The organism is Janthinobacterium sp. GMG1 (assembly GCF_034427795.1).
Classification (GTDB): Bacteria; Pseudomonadota; Gammaproteobacteria; order Burkholderiales; family Burkholderiaceae_D; genus Janthinobacterium.
On record NZ_JAXQNT010000015.1, the window covers coordinates 106,977 to 126,464 of the forward strand.

The window sequence follows — 19,488 nt, forward strand, 5'->3', positions numbered from 1 at the left end:
GCTCCTGGTGGCGCGCCTAGGCGGCGCGGTTGCTGATCTCGATGCCATGCGGCCCCACTGGCGGGCGCTGCACGCCCGATTCGAAGCGCACGAAGGCTTCGCGCAGATGCTCTTTCAGCAGGGTCTCGTCCCAGGGTTTGGTGATGAACTTGTACACGGAGCCTTCGTTGATGGCTGCCGTGACCGAATGCAATTCAGGGTAGCCCGACAACATCACGCGCACGATCTCCGGATAGATGCCCTTGATGCGGCGCAGGAGCTCGTTGCCAGACATGCCCGGCATGCGCGCATCCGTGAGGATCACTCCCACGGCGTGGGCGGCCACCAGCTCCAGCGCTTCCTGCGGCTTGCTGGTGCTGAGTATCTGGTAGCCCTCCTTGCGCAGCGAGCGGCGCAGGGAGGACAGGATATGTTCCTCGTCGTCCACCAGCAGCAGCACGCGCTGCGGCGTTTCGGCATGGCAGCTGTCGGGCGGCAAATGGGTGCCGGCATGCAACATCTGATCCATCTCGGCACCGGGCAGCGGGCGGCTGAAGTAATAGCCTTGCATGGCGTCACAGTGGTTGGTATTGAGAAATCCCAATTGCCCCTCCGTTTCCACGCCCTCGGCCACGGTGGTCATGTGCAGCGACTTGGCCATGGCGATGATGGAGCGGGTCAGCGACGCACCATCCACGCTGTCGGTCACGTCGCGGATGAACGATTGATCGATCTTGACCACGTCGATGGGGAACTGCTTGAGGTAGGACAGGCTGGAATAGCCGGTGCCGAAGTCGTCCAGCGACAAGGTGACGCCGATTTCCTTCAACTGTTCCAGCGCCTTCACCACGAGGTCGCGGTTTTGCATCAGCACGCTCTCCGTCAGCTCCAGTTCCAGGCAATCTGCCGGCACGCCGCTGTCGGCCAGCACTTCGCGCACCAGTGCCGGCATGTCGACCTGGCGGAATTGGCGCGCCGACACGTTGACCGCCATCGTCAGGTGCGTAAAGCCGTAGGCATGCCAGACGCCCAGTTGCGCGCAAGCCGTGCGCAGCACCCATTCGCCGATGGGTACGATCATGCCCGTTTCCTCGGCCAGGGGAATGAAGCGGTCCGGCGGCACCAGGCCGATGCCGTCGCGGCGCCAGCGCAGCAGCGCTTCCATGCCATAAATCTTGCCGCTGGTAAGGTCGACCTTGGGCTGGTAGTGCAGTTCCAGCTCGCCCAGCGCCAGCGCCTGGTGCAGCGCGTGTTCGATTTCGGCCCGCTCTTCCACCAGCACGCCCATCTTGTGGTTGTAGAACTGGTAGCCGTTGCGGCCCTTGTCCTTGGCGCTGTAGAGGGCCGCATCGGCCGTCTTGAGCAGTATGTCGCCGCTGTCGCCGTCGGAGGGAAACACGCTGGCGCCGATGCTGGTGCTGACGTGCAGGGTATGTTCGCCCAGTACGAAAGGATCGTCGAACATCGCCAGCACTTTCTTCACGATCTGTTCGGCCGTCTCGAGGTCGGGCAGGTCCGTCAGCAGGATGACGAATTCGTCGCCGCCCTGGCGGGCCACGGTATCGCCTTCGCGCACCGCCAGCTTCAGCCGCCGGGCCACTTCCTGCAGCAGCGCATCGCCCACCGGGTGGCCATAGCTGTCGTTGACGAACTTGAAACGGTCGAGGTCCAGCATCAAGGTGGCCAGGTGCAGGCGGGTGCGGCGGGCATGGGCGATGGCCTGGCCGATGCGGTCGTTCAGCAACTGGCGGTTGGGCAAGTCTGTCAGCGCATCGTGGTTGGCCAGGTATTCGATGCGCAATTCCTGCAGCTTGCGTTCCGTGATGTCCTGCACGGTGCCGCGCATCAGCAGTACCTCGCGGCCTTGACGCACGGCTTCGGCCTGGTGAAAGACGATGCACTCGCCGCCGTCCGGCTGCAGCACCTTGTGTTCCAGTCCGTAGCTGGTGCCGTTCGCATGCAGTTCCATGAAGGCATCGAGCAGCAGGGGCCGCTGGTCTTCCGGCAGGCATTGCAGCAGGCGGTCGAAACTGGTGGGGCCGGAATCGGCGTCCAGGCCCAGGATGCGCAACAGTTCCGGCGACCAGTAGCCGTCGCCGCCGGCGATCCGGTATTCCCAGTTGCCGAGGCGGGCCAGCGCCTGCGCGTGGCTGAGGCTTTCCTGGATGCGGCTCAACTCGGTGAGCGCGCTGCTGGCCCGCAGCAGGTAGCGCAGCCGGTGCGCCAGCAGCCGCCATTGCATCGGCTTGGAAATGAAGTCGCTGGCGCCCGCTTCCAGCGCCTGCTTGATGGAGTCGTCGTCGTCGTTGCCGGTCAGTACGACGATGGGCACGTGCGCGCCGCCTGGCAAGCGGCGTAGCTGGGCGCAGCATTCGAAGCCGCTCATGCCGGGCATGGCGACGTCGAGCAGGATCAGGTCGGGCACGCCGCGCTGGAAGGCGGCCAGCGCTTCCAGGCCGCTGGCCGCTTCCTCGATGCGGAAGCCTTCCGGTTCCAGCGCTTCCGTCACCAGGATGCGCGTCATGGTGTCGTCATCGACCACCAGGACCAGTGCTTGCAGGGGCAGTGCGGTATTCATAGGGCTTCCTTCTCAAGGGCCAGGGCGGCGAGGACACGGTCGAGTTCATGCTGGATGCCGCGGATATGCTGCAGTGCGCTGCCGACATCATTGCCGCGCGCGTATTGTTCGATTTCACGGCAGGTGGCCGACAAGCCCAGCGCGCCCACGTTGGCGCAGCTGGACTTGAGCGTGTGCGCCGCCAGTTGCAGGGCAGCGGCGTCGCTCGCCTCGGCGGCCACTTCCAGCTGGCCCAGCAGGCGCGGGGCGTCGCTGTAGAACAGGTCGATGATGCGGCCCAGTACGTCGGGACGGCCGGGACGCCGCATGGCGCGCAGGTTTTGCAGGGCGGCGGCGTCGAGGATGGAGGCCGATTCCGCCGGCGCCGGAGTCGCTTCCACCGTCACTACCGTTTCCGCAGCCGCCGGCACGGCGGGCGCCGGGTGCCAGCGGGCCAGCACGGCCAGCAGGGCGGCGCGCGTGTACGGCTTGGCGAGGTAGTCGTCCATGCCCGCGTCCAGGCACAGTTCGCGGTCGCCGAGGATGGCATTGGCCGTCAGGGCAATGATGGGCGTGCGGTGACGGCCCTGCTGGGTTTCCATGCGGCGCAACTGCCGGGTCGCCTCGAAACCGTCCATTTCCGGCATCTGGCAATCCATCAGGATCACGTCGAACGGGTGACGTTCCCACAGGGCCAGCGCGCGCCGCCCGTTGTCGGCCGGCATGGCTTCGTAGCCGCTATCTTCCAGCATGGCCAGGGCGATTTCCTGGTTGATCGCATTGTCTTCCACCAGCAGCATGCGCAGCGGCGCCTGGCCTGCGGCTGCGCTGTCCGGCGCAGCGGGCAGGGCAGGCGCCGCTGGCGGCGTCGGCGCCAGGGTGCCGAAGCCGCAGACGGCTTCGATGCAGTGACGCAGTTCCAGCGCCCGCACGGGCTTGGTCAGGCAGTATTCCACGCCCAGCGCCGTGACCAGGCGCAGGTCGGCCGAGGCATCGAGTGAACTGAGCATGATGATTTTCAGCGCCACCATGTCGGCGTCGGCCTTGATCGCCCGCACCATTTCGGCACCGTCCATGACGGGCATGCGCATGTCGATGATGGCCAGGTCGAACGGGCGCCCGCCGCGCAGCGCGCCTTGCAGCAGGCCCAGCGCTTCGGCGCCGTCGGCGGCGCTGGCGGCGGCCATCTGCCACTCGATCGCGTGCTGCAGCAGGATGCTGCGGTTGGTGGCATTGTCGTCCACGATCAGCACGTGCAAGGCATCGAGCGATACGCGCGGCGGCGGCGCCGGCGGCGCGTCTTCGGGCGCTACACTGCCCACGACGACGGTGACGGCGAAGCTGGACCCCTGGCCCGCCACGGATTTCAGCACGATGTTGCCACCCATCATCTCCGCCAGTTGCTTGATGATGGCCAGTCCCAGTCCCGTGCCGCCATACTTGCGCGAGGTGGTGCTGTCGGCCTGGCGGAAGGGCTGGAAGACGGCCGCCGCCGCTTCCGGCGCCATGCCGATGCCCGTGTCGCTCACTTCCAGCCGGATCTGGCCGGCAGCGGGGCAGCTGACGTCGACTGAAATCTCGCCCCGCTCGGTGAACTTGGTGGCGTTGTTGAGCAAATTGGTAAGGATCTGGCGCAGGCGCACGGGGTCGCCGCGCACGTGCTGCGGAACGTCGGAGGCGATGCGGCAGGTAAATTCGATGGCCTTGCGCTGGATGCCGTTGGCAAACAGCGCCACCACATCGTCGATCACCTGGCGCAGGTCGAAGGGGATATGTTCGAGCACCAGCTTGCCCGCCTCGATCTTGGAAAAGTCGAGGATGTCGTCAATGATGCTCAGCAAGCTTTCGCCCGAACGGTGTACCGTGTGCACGAAACGCTGCTGCTTGGGACTCAGTTCTGTGCGCTGCAGCAACTCCGTCATGCCCAGCACGCCATTCATCGGCGTACGGATTTCGTGGCTCATCTTGGCCAGGAATTCCGACTTGGCGCGGTTCGCGGCGTCGGCCTCGCCCTTGGCCTGCTTGAGCGCCAGGTCGCGCTGTTCAACGTGCTCGAGCATGCCGTTAAATCCCAGGATCAATTGCCCCAGTTCATCGCTGCCGTGCTGCGCCACGCGTACCGACAGCGCCTTGCCGTCGCGGATATGCGCGATGGCGTAGGACAGGTGCGCCAGCGGCCTGGCGATGGAAGCGCTGATCAGCCCGGTGATGGCCACGCAGGCCAGCAGCAGCACCAGCGCGATGCCGAGGATCAGCACGAAGGCATGGCGCACGCCCTCGCGCACCTGGGTCACCGCGTCCTGCTGCTGGCCCGTGATGCGCGCCACCTGCTGCGCGGAATAGGCGGCCTGTTCGCGCTCGAAGGCGCGCACGTGGTCGATGACCTCATCCAGCGCCGTCTGGCTGTCCAGCACGCTGCCCTTGGCTTGCACCAGCCGCTGTCCCGAGCGCTCCACCGCATCGAGATGGGTGTTGACGCCGCGCGTTTCGGCCAGCAAGTCCAGCTGGCCTATGCTTTGCAGCAAGGTCTGCATGGTGGCCATGTCGCGCTGCAGGGCGCTGATGCGCTGCGCGATATCGTGGCCCAGGCGCGTGACATCGCCGGCTGCCGTGGCCAGCATGACTTCGCCCACGTCGATGCTGATGGCGTCGACGGCCAGGTTGATTTCGCCGCTGGCATCCTCGATGCGGGCCGAGGTGTGCATGTAGCGGCCGGCCTCCGCCAGCCGGTCGCGTCCGATGGCCAGCTGCAGTTCGATGGGATCGAGCTCCTCGGCCAGGCGCAGGTGGGCGCTGGCCAGCGCGGTGCTGGTTTGCTCCTTGAGGGCGGCGTAGGCCGCCTGCTGCGCCGCGCTGGCGCCGCCCTCGGCCAGCAGCCCGGCACGCAGGGCCAGCAAGCCGGCGGCGGGATCGAGCATCTGGCGCGCCGTGGCCAGCAGTTTCGCCCGCAGCGCCTGCTGGGCCGGACTGATGTCGCGCTCGCTGCTTCCCGCCAGGCGCGCGACGGCCGCCGTCAGCCGTTCGCGCAAGGGCGCGATGCGGAAACGGTTTTTCACAGCTTCCGTTTCGGCCAGCGCAATCTGCATGTCGTGGATGCTCTTGCGCAAATCGGTCAGGTAGCGGGCGTTCTGGTTCAGGCGCTGGCTTTCCAGCTGCACCTCGGCGGCCGTGGCCTGGGCCTGGCTGTCGACCAGGCGGATCTTGCTGCGCGCACCCTTGGCGGCGGCCTTGATCTGCGCCAGCACTTGGCGCATCTCCGTCGCCTGGGCCTTGTAATAGGCTTCGTTTTCCAGGCGTTTGCGCACGGCGACGCGCATGCGCTGGAATTCCTGTTCGAAGGCCGAGTGATAGCGGGGCGTTTGCGACTCGCCGTGGCGCCGCAAGTCCTGGCTGATGCTCTCGGCGGCCTGGATACTGGCGACGATCTTGCTTGATACCTGCTCCAGCTGCGCCAGGTCTTCCGCCTTGCCCAGTTCGAAAAAATCCGACGTCATATCCTGCACGGTATAGCGCAGGCGCAACACGTCCGTGTACAGCGGCACGGTCTGGTCGGTCAAGCCGTGCACATGCGTTTCGATGCCTTTCACCAGCAGCAGGCCGGCCGCCGCCATGGCCGCCACGCCCGCCAGCAGCACGCTGGTACTGATGATCAGCTTGGTCCTGATTTTCATGCCAGGCTCCAGGGGAGGGAGGCGCGCATCACTTCGCGCCAGGCGCCGGCTCGGCCGGAACGATCCTGCCGTCGGCGATGCGGGTCAGGAAGACGGCCGTCGACGCCTGGTGGTCGCCTGGCCGCAGCGTCACCCGCAAGCCGCCCAGATCGAGCCGGTCGAACGTTTCGAAACTCTGGATCAGGCGCTCGCGCGTGAGGTCGGCGCCCGCGCGGCGCAGCGCCGCCACCATCAACGTGGCCGAGATGCAGCCTTCGAAACTGACGAAAGACAGCGTGGCCGCCGGCACGTGCCTGGCCAGCAGCGCGGCGCAGTCGGCGGCGATGGGCAGCTGGCGCTCCTCCGGCAGCGGCACCACCTGCGAGATGACGATGTTGTCGCCTGCCTTGCCCAGCAGTTGCAGCAGGCTGTCCGTGCCGACAAAGGACACCGTGGCCAGGGCCGCCTTCAGCCCGGCCTGGCTCGCCTCGCGCACGAATGCCGCCACCGGCGTGTAGGGCCCGGCCATGATCACGGCTTGCAGCTCATGCCCGATCAGGGCCGCCAGTCCCGCCTTGACGGCCGTCGTGCCGCGCTGGAAGGAACCCTTGGCAACGAGTTCCATGCCGCGCCGTTGCAGGGCGCGCACGGTGCCGTCGAGCACGGCATTGCCGAAACCGTCATCCTGGTACAGGACGCCAAAGCGTTTGACGCCGCGGCTGGTGAAATACTCCACCAGCGCATCGGACTCGTCGTCATAACTGGCGCGGAAGTTGATGATTTCATGCACTACGGGGTGGCGCAAGGTCATCGCGCCCGTAAACGCGCCCACCAGCGGCACTTTCATTTCCTGGACGATCGGTATGACGGCGTTGGTGGTGGGCGTGCCCACGTTGCCGAACAGGGCGAACACCTGTTTTTCCTCGATCAGCCTGAGCGTTTCGCTGATGGCGCGGTCCGGATCGTAGCCGTCGTCGGCGACCACCAGCTCGATGCTGCGGCCATGGATGCCGCCGCGCAGGTTTGCTTCCTGGAACACGGCCGTCGCGCCGTCGAGCATGGCCCGCCCCAGCCCCGATGCCGCCCCCGTTTGCGCATTGACCATGCCCAGCCGGATGTGCGTATCGGTGACGCCCGGTTCGGCGGCATGGCCGATGCCGGCCACGAGGGTGATAGCGAGCCAGCAGCATTCCGGGAAAACGCGCATGAGCTACCTTTATGGAGGTTGACCGGTATCAAGAGGCACAGGGTTGACAACGAGTATGGAGTAAATTGCCAACAAAAAACTCACACATAGTCACAGCGCGGAAAGCAGTTCAAATATGCCTCAAGACTCGGGCAGTTGCACCACCACCTTGCCCCGTGCGCGCCCCTGCGCCAGGTAGGCCAGCGCCTGTTTTGCCTCAGCAAAAGGAAACACCTTGTCGATGACGGGGCGGATGGTGCCCGCTTCGAGCAGGGCGGCGATCTGCGCCAGCTGGCTGCCGTCGGGACGCACGAAGTGGAAGGCATAGCTGGCGCCGCGCCGCTTCGCCAGGCCGATGATCTTGCGGCTAAGCAAACCAAACACCAGTTTCAGCACCACGTTCATGCCGCGCGCGCGGGCAAAGGCGGCGTCCGGCGGGCCGACCAGCGAGACGACGTGGCTGCCAGGCTTGACGATATGCAAGGCTTTTTCCAGCCCGTCGCCGCGCACCGTGCCCAGCACGGCGTCGTAGTCGCGCAGCACGTCCTCGAATGGCTGTTGCTTGTAGTCGATGACGTCATCGGCGCCCAGGCCGCGCACCAGCTCCACGTTTGCCGTGCTGGTGGTGGTGCCCACGCGGGCGCCCAAGTGTTTGGCCAGCTGGATGGCAAATGTGCCGATGCCGCCGGATCCGGCCGGAATGAACACTTTCTGGCCGGCCTTGAGCTGCATGCGCTCATGCATGGCTTGCCACGCCGTCAGGCCCACCATGGGAATCGACGCCGCCTGCACGAAATCGAGGTTCGCCGGTTTCAGCGCGGCCGCCTGTTCGGACACGACGGCAAATTCGGCCAGGCTGCCGTATTGAGTGTCGAAAATACTCGCATACACGGCGTCGCCCGCTTTAAAGCGCGTGACGCCGCTGCCGACTTCCATTACCACGCCGGCCAGGTCGCTGCCCAGGGTGGCCGGCAAGCGCATTTTTAGAATCGGCTTGAAGTCGCCCTTGGGAATCAGGTTGTCGATGGGGTTCAGGCCCACGGCATGCACCCGCACCAGCAGTTCGCCGTGTCCTGGCGTGGGGCGGGGCAGTTCGGCAAACGCCACGTGATCGGGACTGCCGTATTTTGTCAATTGCAATGCTTGCATGAGTTTCTCTCTGAGTGCTGGAAGGGGGGGAGGCGTTCAGGCCAGGCGCAGATCCTTGCGCAAGCCGGCGTCCAGCAGCGCGGCAGGCATGAAACGGCGCATCAGGCGCAGGCGCGCCGCCAGCGGCCCGGCCGTGTAGCGCAATTTCGGCCGGCTTGCCTGCGCCGCCGCCAGGATGGTGTCGGCCACGATGGCCGGGTCATCGGCGCCGGCCATCAGGGCTTGCAGCCGGCTTGTGACGGCCGCGCTGACTTGCCGGTAGGCGGACAGCGGGGTATCGGGCGCCAGCAGATTGGCTTCGAACGTGGTCTTCGTGTAGGCCGGTTCGATGACGCTGGCGCGGATGCCCCAGCCCCGCACTTCATGGTCGAGCGATTCCGTGTAGCCCTCGATGGCGTGCTTGGTGGCCGAATACAGCGCGCCGTAAGGCATGGGCAAGAAGCCCACGACGGAACCGATATTGAGGATGCGCCCGCCGCCCTGGGCCCGCATGTGCGGCAGCACGGCCAGTGTCATGCGCAGCACGCCATAGAAATTCGTGTCGAAGATGGCTTGCGCCTGCGCCATGCTGCTTTCCTCGGCGCCCGCCGGGGCCACGCCGAAACCGGCGTTATTCACCAGCAGGTCGATGCGGCCTTCGCGCTGCATGACCTCGGCCACAGCGGCCGCGACGGACGCATCGCTGGTGACGTCGAGCGCCAGCATCGCATGGCCGGGTGCGGCCGCCTGGTCGCCGCGGCGGCTGGTGCCGTACACCGTGTAGCCCGCTTGCGCCAGGCGCTGCGCCGTGGCCGCGCCGATGCCGGACGAGGCGCCGGTGACCAGGGCAATCTTCTTGTTTTTCATGGCAGTCCTTCAGTGGTTGATAGTATTGGATATGATGATCGTCATATTGCTGCTTGAAAAAAAGCCCGGAACGGATCAGCGCCACGGGCAGGGCAGTTAGCTGCTTTCCTGAAACTGCGCCAGCGTGGCCGCGCACAGCGCGTCCGACAGGGCTGGCTCGTCGACGGCGCGCGCGAGGATGGTGGCGCCGATCATGGCGCACACCGTCGCCATGGCTTGCGCATGCGCTTCCGGCTGGCCCCAGTTCGGCATTTGGCGCGCGAACAGGTCGATCATTTCCTTGATGTGGATGGTGGCGGCGCGGCGCACCTCGGGCGCCTGGCGCGGCATTTCCGAGCCCAGCGCCGCCACGGGGCAGCCTACCTCGATGGCGGCGATGTGTTCGGGCGACAGATAGGCGGCCAGCATGGCCTGCAGCGCCTGGCCGGGCGGGGCGGCAGCCGCCACCCTGGCCGCCAGCGCCACCGATTCGGCGCCCGCGCGGTCCCCTGCTTCGGCCAGCAGGGCGTCGCGCGAGGCGAAGTGCGCATAAAAGCCGCCGTGCGTCAGGCCCGCTTCCTTCATGATGTCGGCCACGCCCGTGCCCGCGTAGCCGCTGCGGCGGATGGCGCGCGTGGCCACTTCGACGATGCGTTCGTGGGTGGCTTCCTTGCGGCTGTGGGCCGAGGATTTCTTGTTGGGTAAGTTCTGCATGACGGTCATCATATCGCACTTTTCAACACCGTGCACGCGACCAGCCGCAGCAGACGTTTCCCTGCCGCGGCTGGTATTCGGAGAAAGACTAGCTCTTCAGGCTGCAAAAGCTGGCATAGTGGTCCTGCGTGTAATAGCGCTCCACTAATTTGCGTTTCCCTTTCGGGGTCTGCACAAGCAAGACCGCACGATGCGAACCGGCTCCGCCATCGCCGCCGATACCCAGATAGTATTCATAATAAACCTCGTCCTTGCCGGCGGCGGGAAGGCGGCCCTCATTGTTATTGAATACGGTATTGCCAGGACCACCCGCCACCGCGCTCGTTTTCGCATTGCGGTATGCGTCATATTCGCTGTTTTGCGGCGTGGGCAGGGTTTTGCTCGGCTCCCTTTTGCCGCAGTCGGGAATTTTCGCCGCATAGGCATGCGAAGAGAACAGGGCGCCTGCCACAATCAGACCCAGCGACCAGGTTGTTGCGCGTTGAGTTTTCATCGATAAGCTTTCGTTGGTGGTGCGTTCAATGGATGGGCTTTTCTGGATACGGCCACTGTTCGGGCGGCCGGCATAATCTCTGCATCACTGAATATAATTAAAATTTATAAAATATTACTATCCAATTGTCACGTGCCGATAAATATATGATTTATTTTTTCGGGAAATTGGACGGTGAAATTTTTCTGAAAATAAATACGCCGCAGGGCGTCAGATAAATTCATGCAGTCACGCACATTTGCGTGACAATGTTTGAGTATTTTTGATTTTCAATTCGTTATGCTCTGCGACAGTTACTGGTAATAATCTAGCCAGTCCAGGCATAACATTCTCCCGATATTCTGTTGTTGGGTATATTTAAATCAGAATAAAGGATGAATTCATTGATTTAGATCATTAACTTCTGATAGGAATCTGCATGAGCCATGACCACATCGGTTGCGCCTGCTGCAACCTGCCGCACCTGCCCGCGCTGACCAGCAGCCTGTTGACGGAATCCGCACTCGGCGGTGAACTGGAGGCGGCGTTTCAACAAGCATATCCACCGCACGCCGCGACACTGGGGCCGCAAGCCGTGATCTTCCATGGCGGAGTCATCCATACCTTGGCCAGCGGTGGCAGCGGGCAAGTAGAGGCCCTGGGCATCGCCGGCGGTACCATCATTGCCACCGGCACGCTGCCCGAGGTGCGCCAGGCCATGCAAGCGCACCAGCCGCACGAGACGGATCTGCGCGGCCGCACCTTGCTGCCCGGCTTCGTCGAAGCCCACATGCACGTCCTGCCCAGTGCGCTGTACAAGAGCTGGCTGTCGCTGACGCCCTTCCAGCAGGCCCCCCTGCAACAGGAATTGAATCCGGAATACAGTTTCCAGAGCATTCGCCAGCAGATACTGAGCGCGCTGGCACAGCCGCAGAAGCTGCAAAAAGACAAGAAGGGCAACCCTTGGCTGCTCGGCTTCGGCGTCGATCCCTCGCTGATGCACCATTGGGAAGACATCACCGCCAGCCAGCTCGATACGCTGAGCAGCACGGTGCCCATCCTGCTGATGAACTCTTCCGGCCACCTGGCGTATCTCAATACGGCGGCGCTGAACGCGGCCGGCATCACGGACAACCCTTCCGGCGTGCTGACCGAGATCAAGATCGCCGAGGCGCTGCTGGTCGCGCCGCAGCCCAAGCTGCTGGACTTTGTCGCGTGCCTGAAGCAGGTGCTGGACAACGCCTCGGCCATGGGCTTTACCACCGTCTTCGACGCGGGCCTGGGCGCCACCGAGCACCCGCAGGTGGAAATCGGCTTGCTCAAACTGGCGGCTCATCTCGGTCCCGTGCGCATCGGCGCCGCCTTGTTTACCAAACCCGACGAAGCGGCACTCGACAAGTGGCTGAAGCAGTACAAGCCTGACCTGGCCAGCCACGGCGACCAGCGTTTCAGCATCAAGGCGATCAAACTGATCGTCGATGGCTCCAACCAGGGCTTGACCGGTTACCAGAGCCGGCCTTATGCCTGCTCGCATGAACACTCGATACCTGGCGTGCCGAGCACCGGCTTGAGCAATTACCAGGACACGTCCAAGTTCACCCGCATGCTGGAGAAGGCGGTGGGGCAGGGCTGGCCCGTGCTGGTGCACGCCAACGGCGACAAGGCGGTGGAATATGTGCTGGACAGCTACAGGCAGGTATTGACGTCAACGCCAGGCGGCATCAGCGAAGAGGAAGCCCGGAAGCGGCGTCAGCTGCGCCTGCGCGTCGAGCATGCATCGCTGCTGAATAATGCGGCCATCAATACCATGGCGGAACTGCAACTGAACCCCAGCTTCCTCATCGGCCACGTCGGCTATTGGGGACATACCTTCCAGCACACCATTTTCGGTCGGGAGCGGGCCGATTTGCTGGACCGCTGCCACTCGGCGCTGCAAGCGGGCATGCACATCAGCTTGCACTCGGACCATTTCGTCTCGCCACTGGGCCCCTTGCGCATGATGGAGCAGGCGGTGTTCCGCACGATGGAAGCGACGTCAGGGAAAGAAGCGCTGAATCCGCGCGAGTGCCTGAGCCGCATGGCGGCCTTGCGTGCCGTCACGCTCGATGCCGCCTGGCATTGCCACCTCGACCACCTGGTCGGTTCGCTGGAAGCCGGCAAGCGGGCCGACCTGGTGATCCTTGCGCAAGACCCGCTGGACGAGGCAGTGCGCAAGCTGCGCGACATCGTGGTGGAGGAAACCTGGCTGGCGGGAACGCGAGTACATAGCCACGGCAAGTCGTCGGGCAGCATTGCCCGATAAGTAGCCGCAATGCAAAAGCCCCCGATAGCTGCCGGCAGCTATCGGGGGCTTTTAGTTATTGCGGGGCGTCACAGGGTCAAGCCAGTTTGCGCTTGCCTGCGGAAACGCGGTTCCAGCCATAGCCGGTGACGATGATGGCCAGGATGGCTGCCTGCGCCAGCAAGGTTTCCAGGGTTGGCAAGATGCCCAGCAGGTCGACGCGGATGAAGTCGACGGGGCTGACGCCGACCCAGCCCGCTTCCTGCAGCGCGGCCACGCCTTTGCCCATCAGGATCACGGCCAGCACGGCCACGAAGGCGGACGTCAGCGAGAAGAACTTGCCGATCGGCATGCGGGCGCTCGTGCGCAGCAAGGCCCAGGCGATCACGACCAGCAGCACGATGGCCACCAGGAAGCCGCCCAGCAGGGCGCCGCCGTTGCCGTCCGCTGCCAGGGCGGAATAGAACAGCACGGTTTCAAAGACTTCGCGGTAGACAGCGATGAAGGCCAGGGCGAACAGGCCCCAGGCGGAGCGCCGCGACATCGCTGCCGTGAGTTTCTCGTGCAGGTATTCCTGCCAGCGCCCGGCGCTGCTCTTCTGGTGCATCCACAAGCCCACGCTCAGCAGGACCAGGGCCGCGAACACGGAACCGAGTCCCTCGCTCACTTCACGGCTGGCGCCGCTGATGGTGACCAGATACGTTGCCGCCACCCACGTCAATCCACCCGCCACCAGCGCACTGGCCCAGCCCGCATGCACATAGGCCAGCACATCCTTGCGCTTGGCCTTGCGCAGGAAGGCGATGATGCCGATCACGATCAGCAGCGCTTCCACGCCTTCGCGCAGCAAGATCGTCAGGGCGCCGATAAAGGTCGTCATCGGCTCGGCCTTGGCGTCGCCCAGCTCCGCTTCCACGTGGGTAAACAGTTGCTGCAGCTTTTCACCGGCCGCATCGGCCTCGGCCACCGTGCCCTTGGCCACGGCGGAACGGTAAGCCAGCATGGCGTTTTCCACGGCCAGCAGCAGGGATTTGTTGCGCGCGCCGACCATCGGCTCGATCGGCTCGAAACCGTCCAGGTAGGCCGACAGGCCCAGGCGTGTGGCGCCCGCGCGGTCGCCCGCATGCATGGCGACCAGGCTTTCGGCCAGACGCAGACGCGACAGGGCCAGGCCGGCCGGCTTGTGCGCCTCGGCCTTGTCAGCATGGCTGCGCAGATACGCCGTCAGCGCTTTGGCCTCGTCCGCGCCCAGCTTGGCGGCCACGGCTTCCTGCGTCAAGGTCGTCACGGCGGCCAGGTCCGCGTACAGTTTTTTGCTGCGCGGATCGTCCTGCCACAGCTTTTCGCCGCGCGCACTTGCCGCCGCATCGTGCGACATGCCGCCGATATAGAAGGCCAGATCCCAGCGCTCGTTCTCGGACAACTGGCCGAAACTGGCCATCGAGGTGCCGGCCACGCCTTGCGAAATGACCTGGTACAGCGCCATCAGGCTGCGCGACTGCGCCCGATCGCCATCCGTGAAGGCGATCGGTTTCGGTTCCAGGCTGGCCGCCAACGGACCGTCGCCGCCACCGGCCACGCCATGGCAGGAAGCGCACTGGGCCGCATACAGGGCCGCGCCACGCGCCAGGTTCGGCAGCACTTTCGGCGCCACGGGTATCGGGTAGGCGGCAATCAGCAAGCCGTTCGCGTGGTGCGCCAGGCGCTTGACTTCCACGCCGTCCGCTTTGGCGACGACGGCTTTGCGCAGGTCGGCGATGGCGGCGGCAATGGCCGCTTGCGAGGCGTGGGCGGGCAGGGCGGCAATCTGCGTCGTCGCGTTGTCCGTAAAATCGAGCATTTCCGCGTATTCCGCCTCGCTGACCACCTTGCCGTGCTCGACAGCGCCGCTGTAATCGACGGCAACATAATCAATCAATTGCCACAACTGCTTGGCGCCGGCGCCTTGGTCGGCCACTTGCGCTTGCGCGCCACCGGCCAGCAACAGGCTGAGACTGGCGGCCACGAGCGGATAGCACACGAGCCATTTCTTGATAGAACTGAACATGATTCTCATTCTCATTTGTCGTTAACCCGGCGACTATAGGACAGACAGTGCGGGGTGTCAACGGCGCACGGGTGCGCGCGGGGACAAATGGAGGGGCAATGCGGTGGAACGAGGGCTACTTGTTGGATGCCGGTTTGGCGTACAGGCCCCTGGCCAGGCCATTGTCCGCATCGTCCACTTTCAGGCCACCCTTGACGATGCGCAAGTTCAGTTTCTGAAAGGCCTGGCCCCTGAGCCATTGGGCGTCGGTGACGGCGAATGCGGCGAGGCGTTCCTGCGCGCGCTCGGCTGGCACGGCCAGCCATTGATAGTCGGCATTGGAACCCTGGCGGCGCAAGCCGGCCCGCACCCAGCGTTCCGACGCCGGCATGTGGACGATGGCGTCGCCGTTCGCCACACTCACGGCCGTGGCCGTCTTGCCGCTTTGCGCTTCGAACTTCACTTCCACGTCGGCCATCGGTCCCACTTGGGGGAAACCGACGATGGCCACCCACGTGCCCGCTTCGGCGGGTTTCTGGATGCGCATTTCCGATTCCTCGAACACGCGAAACTGCGGTTCCTTGCCGCCGTTGCCCGCCACCAGGGTCACCAGGTCGCCGGAAACTCGCCACTCGCCGCTGGCTTGCTCGTCGGTATTGCCATAACTGAGCATCCATTCGAACTTGCCATCCTTTTTCAGCAGCAGTTCGGAGCCCACTTCCATCACGCCTTGCAGATAATAGTGTCCGGGCAGCGAAGTCGCGGCGGGGTCCGCCGCGCTGGCCGCGCCAGCCGAAAAGGACAAGGCGAGGGCGGCGCAGGCCAGCAGGCCGGAGAGGGATTTCTTCATCGGTAGGTCCTCGGTGTGTCTTTATGGAATGCCATCATAGCAACAGAAATTTAATTGCCGTCGCACGACACACCGGAATGCTGGCCTCGCGCTTACTTGTCGCTGAAATCGAGCACCACGCGCGAGGCCACCTTGCCGTGCTCCAGCCGGCTGAATATCTCGTTGATGGCCGACAGCGGCTGCAATTCCACGCCGGCCTTGACCTTGCCGGTGGCGGCGAAGGCGAGCGCCTCGGCCATGTCCTGGCGCGTGCCCACAAAAGAACCGCGTATCGTCACGCAATTGGCGACGACGTCAAACAGCGGCGTCGGGAAGTCGCCCGGCGGCAAGCCCACCAATACGCAGGTGCCGCGCTTGCGCGTCATTGCCACGCCTTGCTGGAAGGCATCGATCGACGGCGCCGTGATCAGCACGCCGTGGGCGCCGCCTCCGGTCGCTTCGCGCAAGGCGGCGACGGGGTCACCCTGGCGCGCATTGATGGTCACTTCGGCGCCCAGGGCGCGCGCATGCTCCAGTTTGCCTTCATCGATGTCGACGGCCGCCACGCGCAAGCCCATGGCCACCGCATATTCGATGGCCAGATGGCCCAGTCCGCCGATGCCGGACACGGCCAGCCACTGGCCCGGCCGCGCGCCCGTTTCCTTGATGCCCTTGTAACTGGTCACGCCGGCGCAGATGATGGGCGCAGCCTGCACGGCGGATAGACCCGCCGGGATATGCGCGACGTAGCGCGGGTCGGCCAGGATGTACTCGGCAAAGCCGCCATTCTTGGTGTAGCCGCCGAATTGCGCCTCGGCGCACACGGTTTCCCAGGCTGCCAGGCAATGTTCGCAATGGCCGCACGCCGAGTACAACCAGGGCACACCGACCCGGTCGCCCAGCTGCACTTCGGTCACACCCGTGCCCACGGCCACCACCAGGCCGATGCCTTCGTGGCCGGGAATGAACGGGGGCGTCGGTTTGACGGGCCAGTCGCCGCGCGCCGCATGCAAGTCCGTATGGCACACGCCGCAAGCTTCCGTCTTGACGAGGATCTGTCCGGGGCCGGGCACCGGTACGGCGACGTCGCGCAGCACCAGCGGCTGACCCAGCTGTTCGACAACGGCGGCTTTCATGGTTGTGGGTAGCATATTATTCCTTTGAAGTGGCTAATGTGTAGTGCAGGATGCAGAACAGAGTCTTGCGAATGAGCATATTCTGCTGCACACGATACGAAAATTGATTGATCCACATCAACATATACGGGAAGGGGCGGCATGTGCTCAGATGGAAAACAGGCTTACATTAATTCCATAATTCGACTATTATGGAATAATTGAAGAAGGAAACCACCATGCATGACTTGCCCAACATCAGCGCGGCCCACCTCGACACGCCGACCCTCGATAAACTTGCGCCGCCGGCGGTGGCGACGCATGCGCCGCGCATCCTCTTGCTGTACGGTTCGCTGCGGGAACGCTCGTTCAGCCGTTTGCTGACCCTGGAAGCGGAGCGGCTGCTGCGGCATTTCGGCGCCGAGACGCGGGTGTTCGACCCGCATGGCTTGCCCATGGTCGACAGCGTCAGCCCTGACCATCCCAAGGTGCGGGAACTGCGCGAACTGTCGCTGTGGTCGGAAGGGCAAGTGTGGTGCAGCCCGGAACGCCACGGGGCCGTGACGGGCGTGTTCAAGTCGCAGATCGACTGGTTGCCGCTGGAAATGGGCAGCGTGCGCCCCACGCAGGGACGCACCCTGGCGGTGATGCAAGTGTCGGGCGGCTCGCAATCGTTCAACGCCGTCAACGGCTTGCGCGTGCTGGGCCGCTGGATGCGCATGGTGACGATCCCGAACCAGTCGTCCGTCGCCAAGGCATACCAGGAATTCGACGACAACGACCGCATGAAGCCGTCGCCATACTACGACCGACTGGTCGACGTCATGGAGGAGTTGTATAAATTCACCCTGGTGGTGCGCGACCGTTCGGATTACCTGACCAGCCGCTACAGCGAACGCAAGGAATCCATGCCGCATGATGTGCGCGCCCTTGCTGCGGCGGCCATGGTGCACGAGGCGCCGGGCAAGTAGGCTGTTAATGGCCTGTTTGTTAATGACCTGTCAATGCCTGTCGACGCGCGACACAGTATGGAAGGCATTTTGTCGAAACATGCAATTATCCATGCACGATTGGCGACTTACACTCCATTCAATACACCACGGATGGGGGCAACTCGGCAATTTTTCTATTAGTTCAGCCACACCAGCTTAATGGCTGCAGCCATACATAAGAACACTATGCACCATAGAACAATCGGCCCTGATGCCCCCTTAAATTTGAATCCTAAGCCTTCAAATTCGATCGGACCGGATGTATTCTCAAGAACCATCACCAGACACAGTGCAGCCAGCGCCGCTGACGGGAGCCCAATTGTGGCTGGAATTTGTTCCAGTGCCTTCGAATAGAGTGCCTGATCAGTCAGCATTGTGACGGCCCCACCGAGTACGAAGGTACCGGCGAAAAATATGCCACCGAGAAGCGCAGCCCACTTTCATATTCTTGCCTCATCTGTATCTGCTGGCACCACGCTTCATTCAATGCAGCAGGCCAGTCGGTCTGGTCTTGGGCTGCCGTGGGCAATTTTTTTTATCCAGGTGTCCAAGATGTTCGATCTCAATCAGCCTGTTCGGCGCCCAAATGTGGAATTTATCCATATCAGCATTGACCCGTGCTGATTTCTACCAAAAGAAAGCTGATGTGGCGGCCCCCGACCCGACTATTTTGCAATGGGCATTTTGGAGTCCACTTTGCAGTTCCGCTAGGCCAAGTCACGTCCACGACCCGCACCGTTTCGGCTTTGGCGTGGCCGGGGTGCAAAAGATCGCCAGCTACATTGCGAAATACTGCGGCAAAGAAATGCAGTGCAGGGCGCTTGACTAGGAACGCTACTTTCGCTCCAGGGGCATCGTGGTTCCGGAAGTAGACGTATGCGGGTGCCGTTTTGTACAAACATGCTGCGTGCTGAGCAGGTCGAGTTTCAGGCGCTATCAGGTCATTGCATAAACGGCCTACATAGCTGGTGCAACAACAATCTCGGTGTCGTGTACTTGGCGACCGCACCGGGGTTACCACAGGCAGTGGACGATTGTCCGTTCTGACAGTTACTCCACCTTGATTGGCGGGGAGGAGGGACGTGAAATGGCAAATTTTGATGCTAATTCACTGCGGATATTTGAGCAAATAGAGGATAAGGTCCGAAATCAGTCATTGTCCAGTACGACAATGCGCGGCATGGTATGTTTTAGTGCCGCGAGCTCGTCGAAGAAAGCGATCACGTCGTCACGTACTGTCGGCCGACGTTGCGTTCGCCAGTACAGCTTGTGGTCATGGCGCAGCGCTCCCAGGACATTGACGCGCTCGCCATGCGACAGCGGTTCCACACCACGCGTCTGTCCAATCGGCGACCAACCCAACTGAATCGGCTGATTCGGGCTGAAACTGGACTCGTCATAAAACAGCAATTCGCACTGCCCGGTACGTGCCATTTGATCCAACTCGCCGATTATTCGTGCGGCCTTGCCGAAAGGTTCCGGCGGATGCTTTTTTTTAAACTGTAGCGGTAGCGCTTGTAGCTGAACTGCATCTCGTGCAGATATCGTCTTGCCGTTTCCTGGCTGATGGCTGGCAAACCTTCCGTTTGCGCCAAGGTCCGCAGCGGGCTGTTGGCGCTGCCCCCATCGGCTTGCGCCAATGCTCGTAGTGCCTCTTGCTGTTGATCTGTCCACTTGCGTTTGCGCCCGGTATGATGGCCTTCATAAAGACCC

At 63.5% G+C, this 19,488-nt stretch carries 14 protein-coding genes; 2 read left to right on the forward strand and 12 right to left on the reverse strand.

Annotated elements, in window-relative coordinates:
* Nucleotides 1–16: 16 nt before the first annotated feature.
* The 7 genes from SJI03_RS26925 to SJI03_RS26955 all read right to left on the reverse strand — a co-directional run bounded on the left by SJI03_RS26925 (nt 17) and on the right by SJI03_RS26955 (nt 10,553).
* Nucleotides 17–2,557: an EAL domain-containing protein gene (locus tag SJI03_RS26925; protein ID WP_322429241.1), complete on the reverse strand. Its 2,541-nt coding sequence runs from the start codon at nt 2,555–2,557 to the stop codon at nt 17–19.
* Nucleotides 2,554–6,207 carry a response regulator gene (locus SJI03_RS26930; protein WP_322429242.1) on the reverse strand — a complete coding sequence of 1,218 codons (3,654 nt, stop codon included), beginning with the start codon at nt 6,205–6,207 and terminating at the stop codon, nt 2,554–2,556. Before SJI03_RS26930 ends, SJI03_RS26925 begins: the two co-directional genes overlap by 4 nt.
* A gap of 28 nt (nt 6,208–6,235) precedes the next feature.
* Complete coding sequence (locus SJI03_RS26935) at nt 6,236–7,393, reverse strand: ABC transporter substrate-binding protein (RefSeq protein WP_322429243.1); 1,158 nt, start codon at nt 7,391–7,393, stop codon at nt 6,236–6,238.
* 120 nt (nt 7,394–7,513) lie between these two features.
* Complete coding sequence (locus SJI03_RS26940; protein ID WP_322429244.1) at nt 7,514–8,521, reverse strand: NADP-dependent oxidoreductase; 1,008 nt, start codon at nt 8,519–8,521, stop codon at nt 7,514–7,516.
* 36 nt (nt 8,522–8,557) lie between these two features.
* A complete protein-coding gene (locus SJI03_RS26945; protein ID WP_322429245.1) occupies nt 8,558–9,367 on the reverse strand; it encodes an oxidoreductase in 810 nt (269 codons plus the stop codon).
* Nucleotides 9,368–9,463: 96 nt separating this feature from the next.
* Nucleotides 9,464–10,072, reverse strand: coding sequence for a TetR/AcrR family transcriptional regulator (locus SJI03_RS26950; protein WP_322429246.1), 609 nt, complete (start codon nt 10,070–10,072; stop codon nt 9,464–9,466).
* Between the two features lie 76 nt (nt 10,073–10,148).
* A complete protein-coding gene (locus SJI03_RS26955) occupies nt 10,149–10,553 on the reverse strand; it encodes a ribonuclease domain-containing protein (protein WP_099376742.1) in 405 nt (134 codons plus the stop codon).
* Between the two features lie 418 nt (nt 10,554–10,971).
* Between SJI03_RS26955 and SJI03_RS26960 the strand changes: the two genes are divergently transcribed.
* Nucleotides 10,972–12,834, forward strand: a complete 1,863-nt coding sequence (locus tag SJI03_RS26960; RefSeq protein ID WP_322429247.1) for an amidohydrolase — start codon at nt 10,972–10,974, stop codon at nt 12,832–12,834.
* Between the two features lie 76 nt (nt 12,835–12,910).
* Here the strand turns inward: SJI03_RS26960 and SJI03_RS26965 are convergent, their stop codons facing one another.
* The 3 genes from SJI03_RS26965 to SJI03_RS26975 form a co-directional block, all read right to left on the reverse strand.
* A complete protein-coding gene (locus SJI03_RS26965) occupies nt 12,911–14,860 on the reverse strand; it encodes a cytochrome c/FTR1 family iron permease (protein ID WP_322429248.1) in 1,950 nt (649 codons plus the stop codon).
* Between the two features lie 115 nt (nt 14,861–14,975).
* Nucleotides 14,976–15,689 carry a hypothetical protein gene (locus tag SJI03_RS26970; RefSeq protein ID WP_322429249.1) on the reverse strand — a complete coding sequence of 238 codons (714 nt, stop codon included), beginning with the start codon at nt 15,687–15,689 and terminating at the stop codon, nt 14,976–14,978.
* A 92-nt stretch (nt 15,690–15,781) separates the two neighbouring features.
* Entirely contained in the window at nt 15,782–16,819 is a 1,038-nt protein-coding gene (locus SJI03_RS26975; protein WP_322429250.1) for a zinc-dependent alcohol dehydrogenase, read from the reverse strand.
* A gap of 203 nt (nt 16,820–17,022) precedes the next feature.
* On the opposite strand from SJI03_RS26975, the gene arsH reads away from it, so the two are divergent.
* Nucleotides 17,023–17,754 carry an arsenical resistance protein ArsH gene (arsH, locus tag SJI03_RS26980; RefSeq protein ID WP_322429251.1) on the forward strand — a complete coding sequence of 244 codons (732 nt, stop codon included), beginning with the start codon at nt 17,023–17,025 and terminating at the stop codon, nt 17,752–17,754.
* Between the two features lie 1,170 nt (nt 17,755–18,924).
* On the opposite strand, the gene SJI03_RS26985 is transcribed toward arsH, so the two are convergent.
* Together SJI03_RS26985 and SJI03_RS26990 are read right to left on the reverse strand one after the other, a co-directional pair.
* Nucleotides 18,925–19,209, reverse strand: a complete 285-nt coding sequence (locus tag SJI03_RS26985; protein WP_322429252.1) for a transposase — start codon at nt 19,207–19,209, stop codon at nt 18,925–18,927.
* A gap of 17 nt (nt 19,210–19,226) precedes the next feature.
* The coding region (locus SJI03_RS26990; RefSeq protein ID WP_322429253.1) for a hypothetical protein at nt 19,227–19,488 on the reverse strand (262 nt) is incomplete at its 5' end.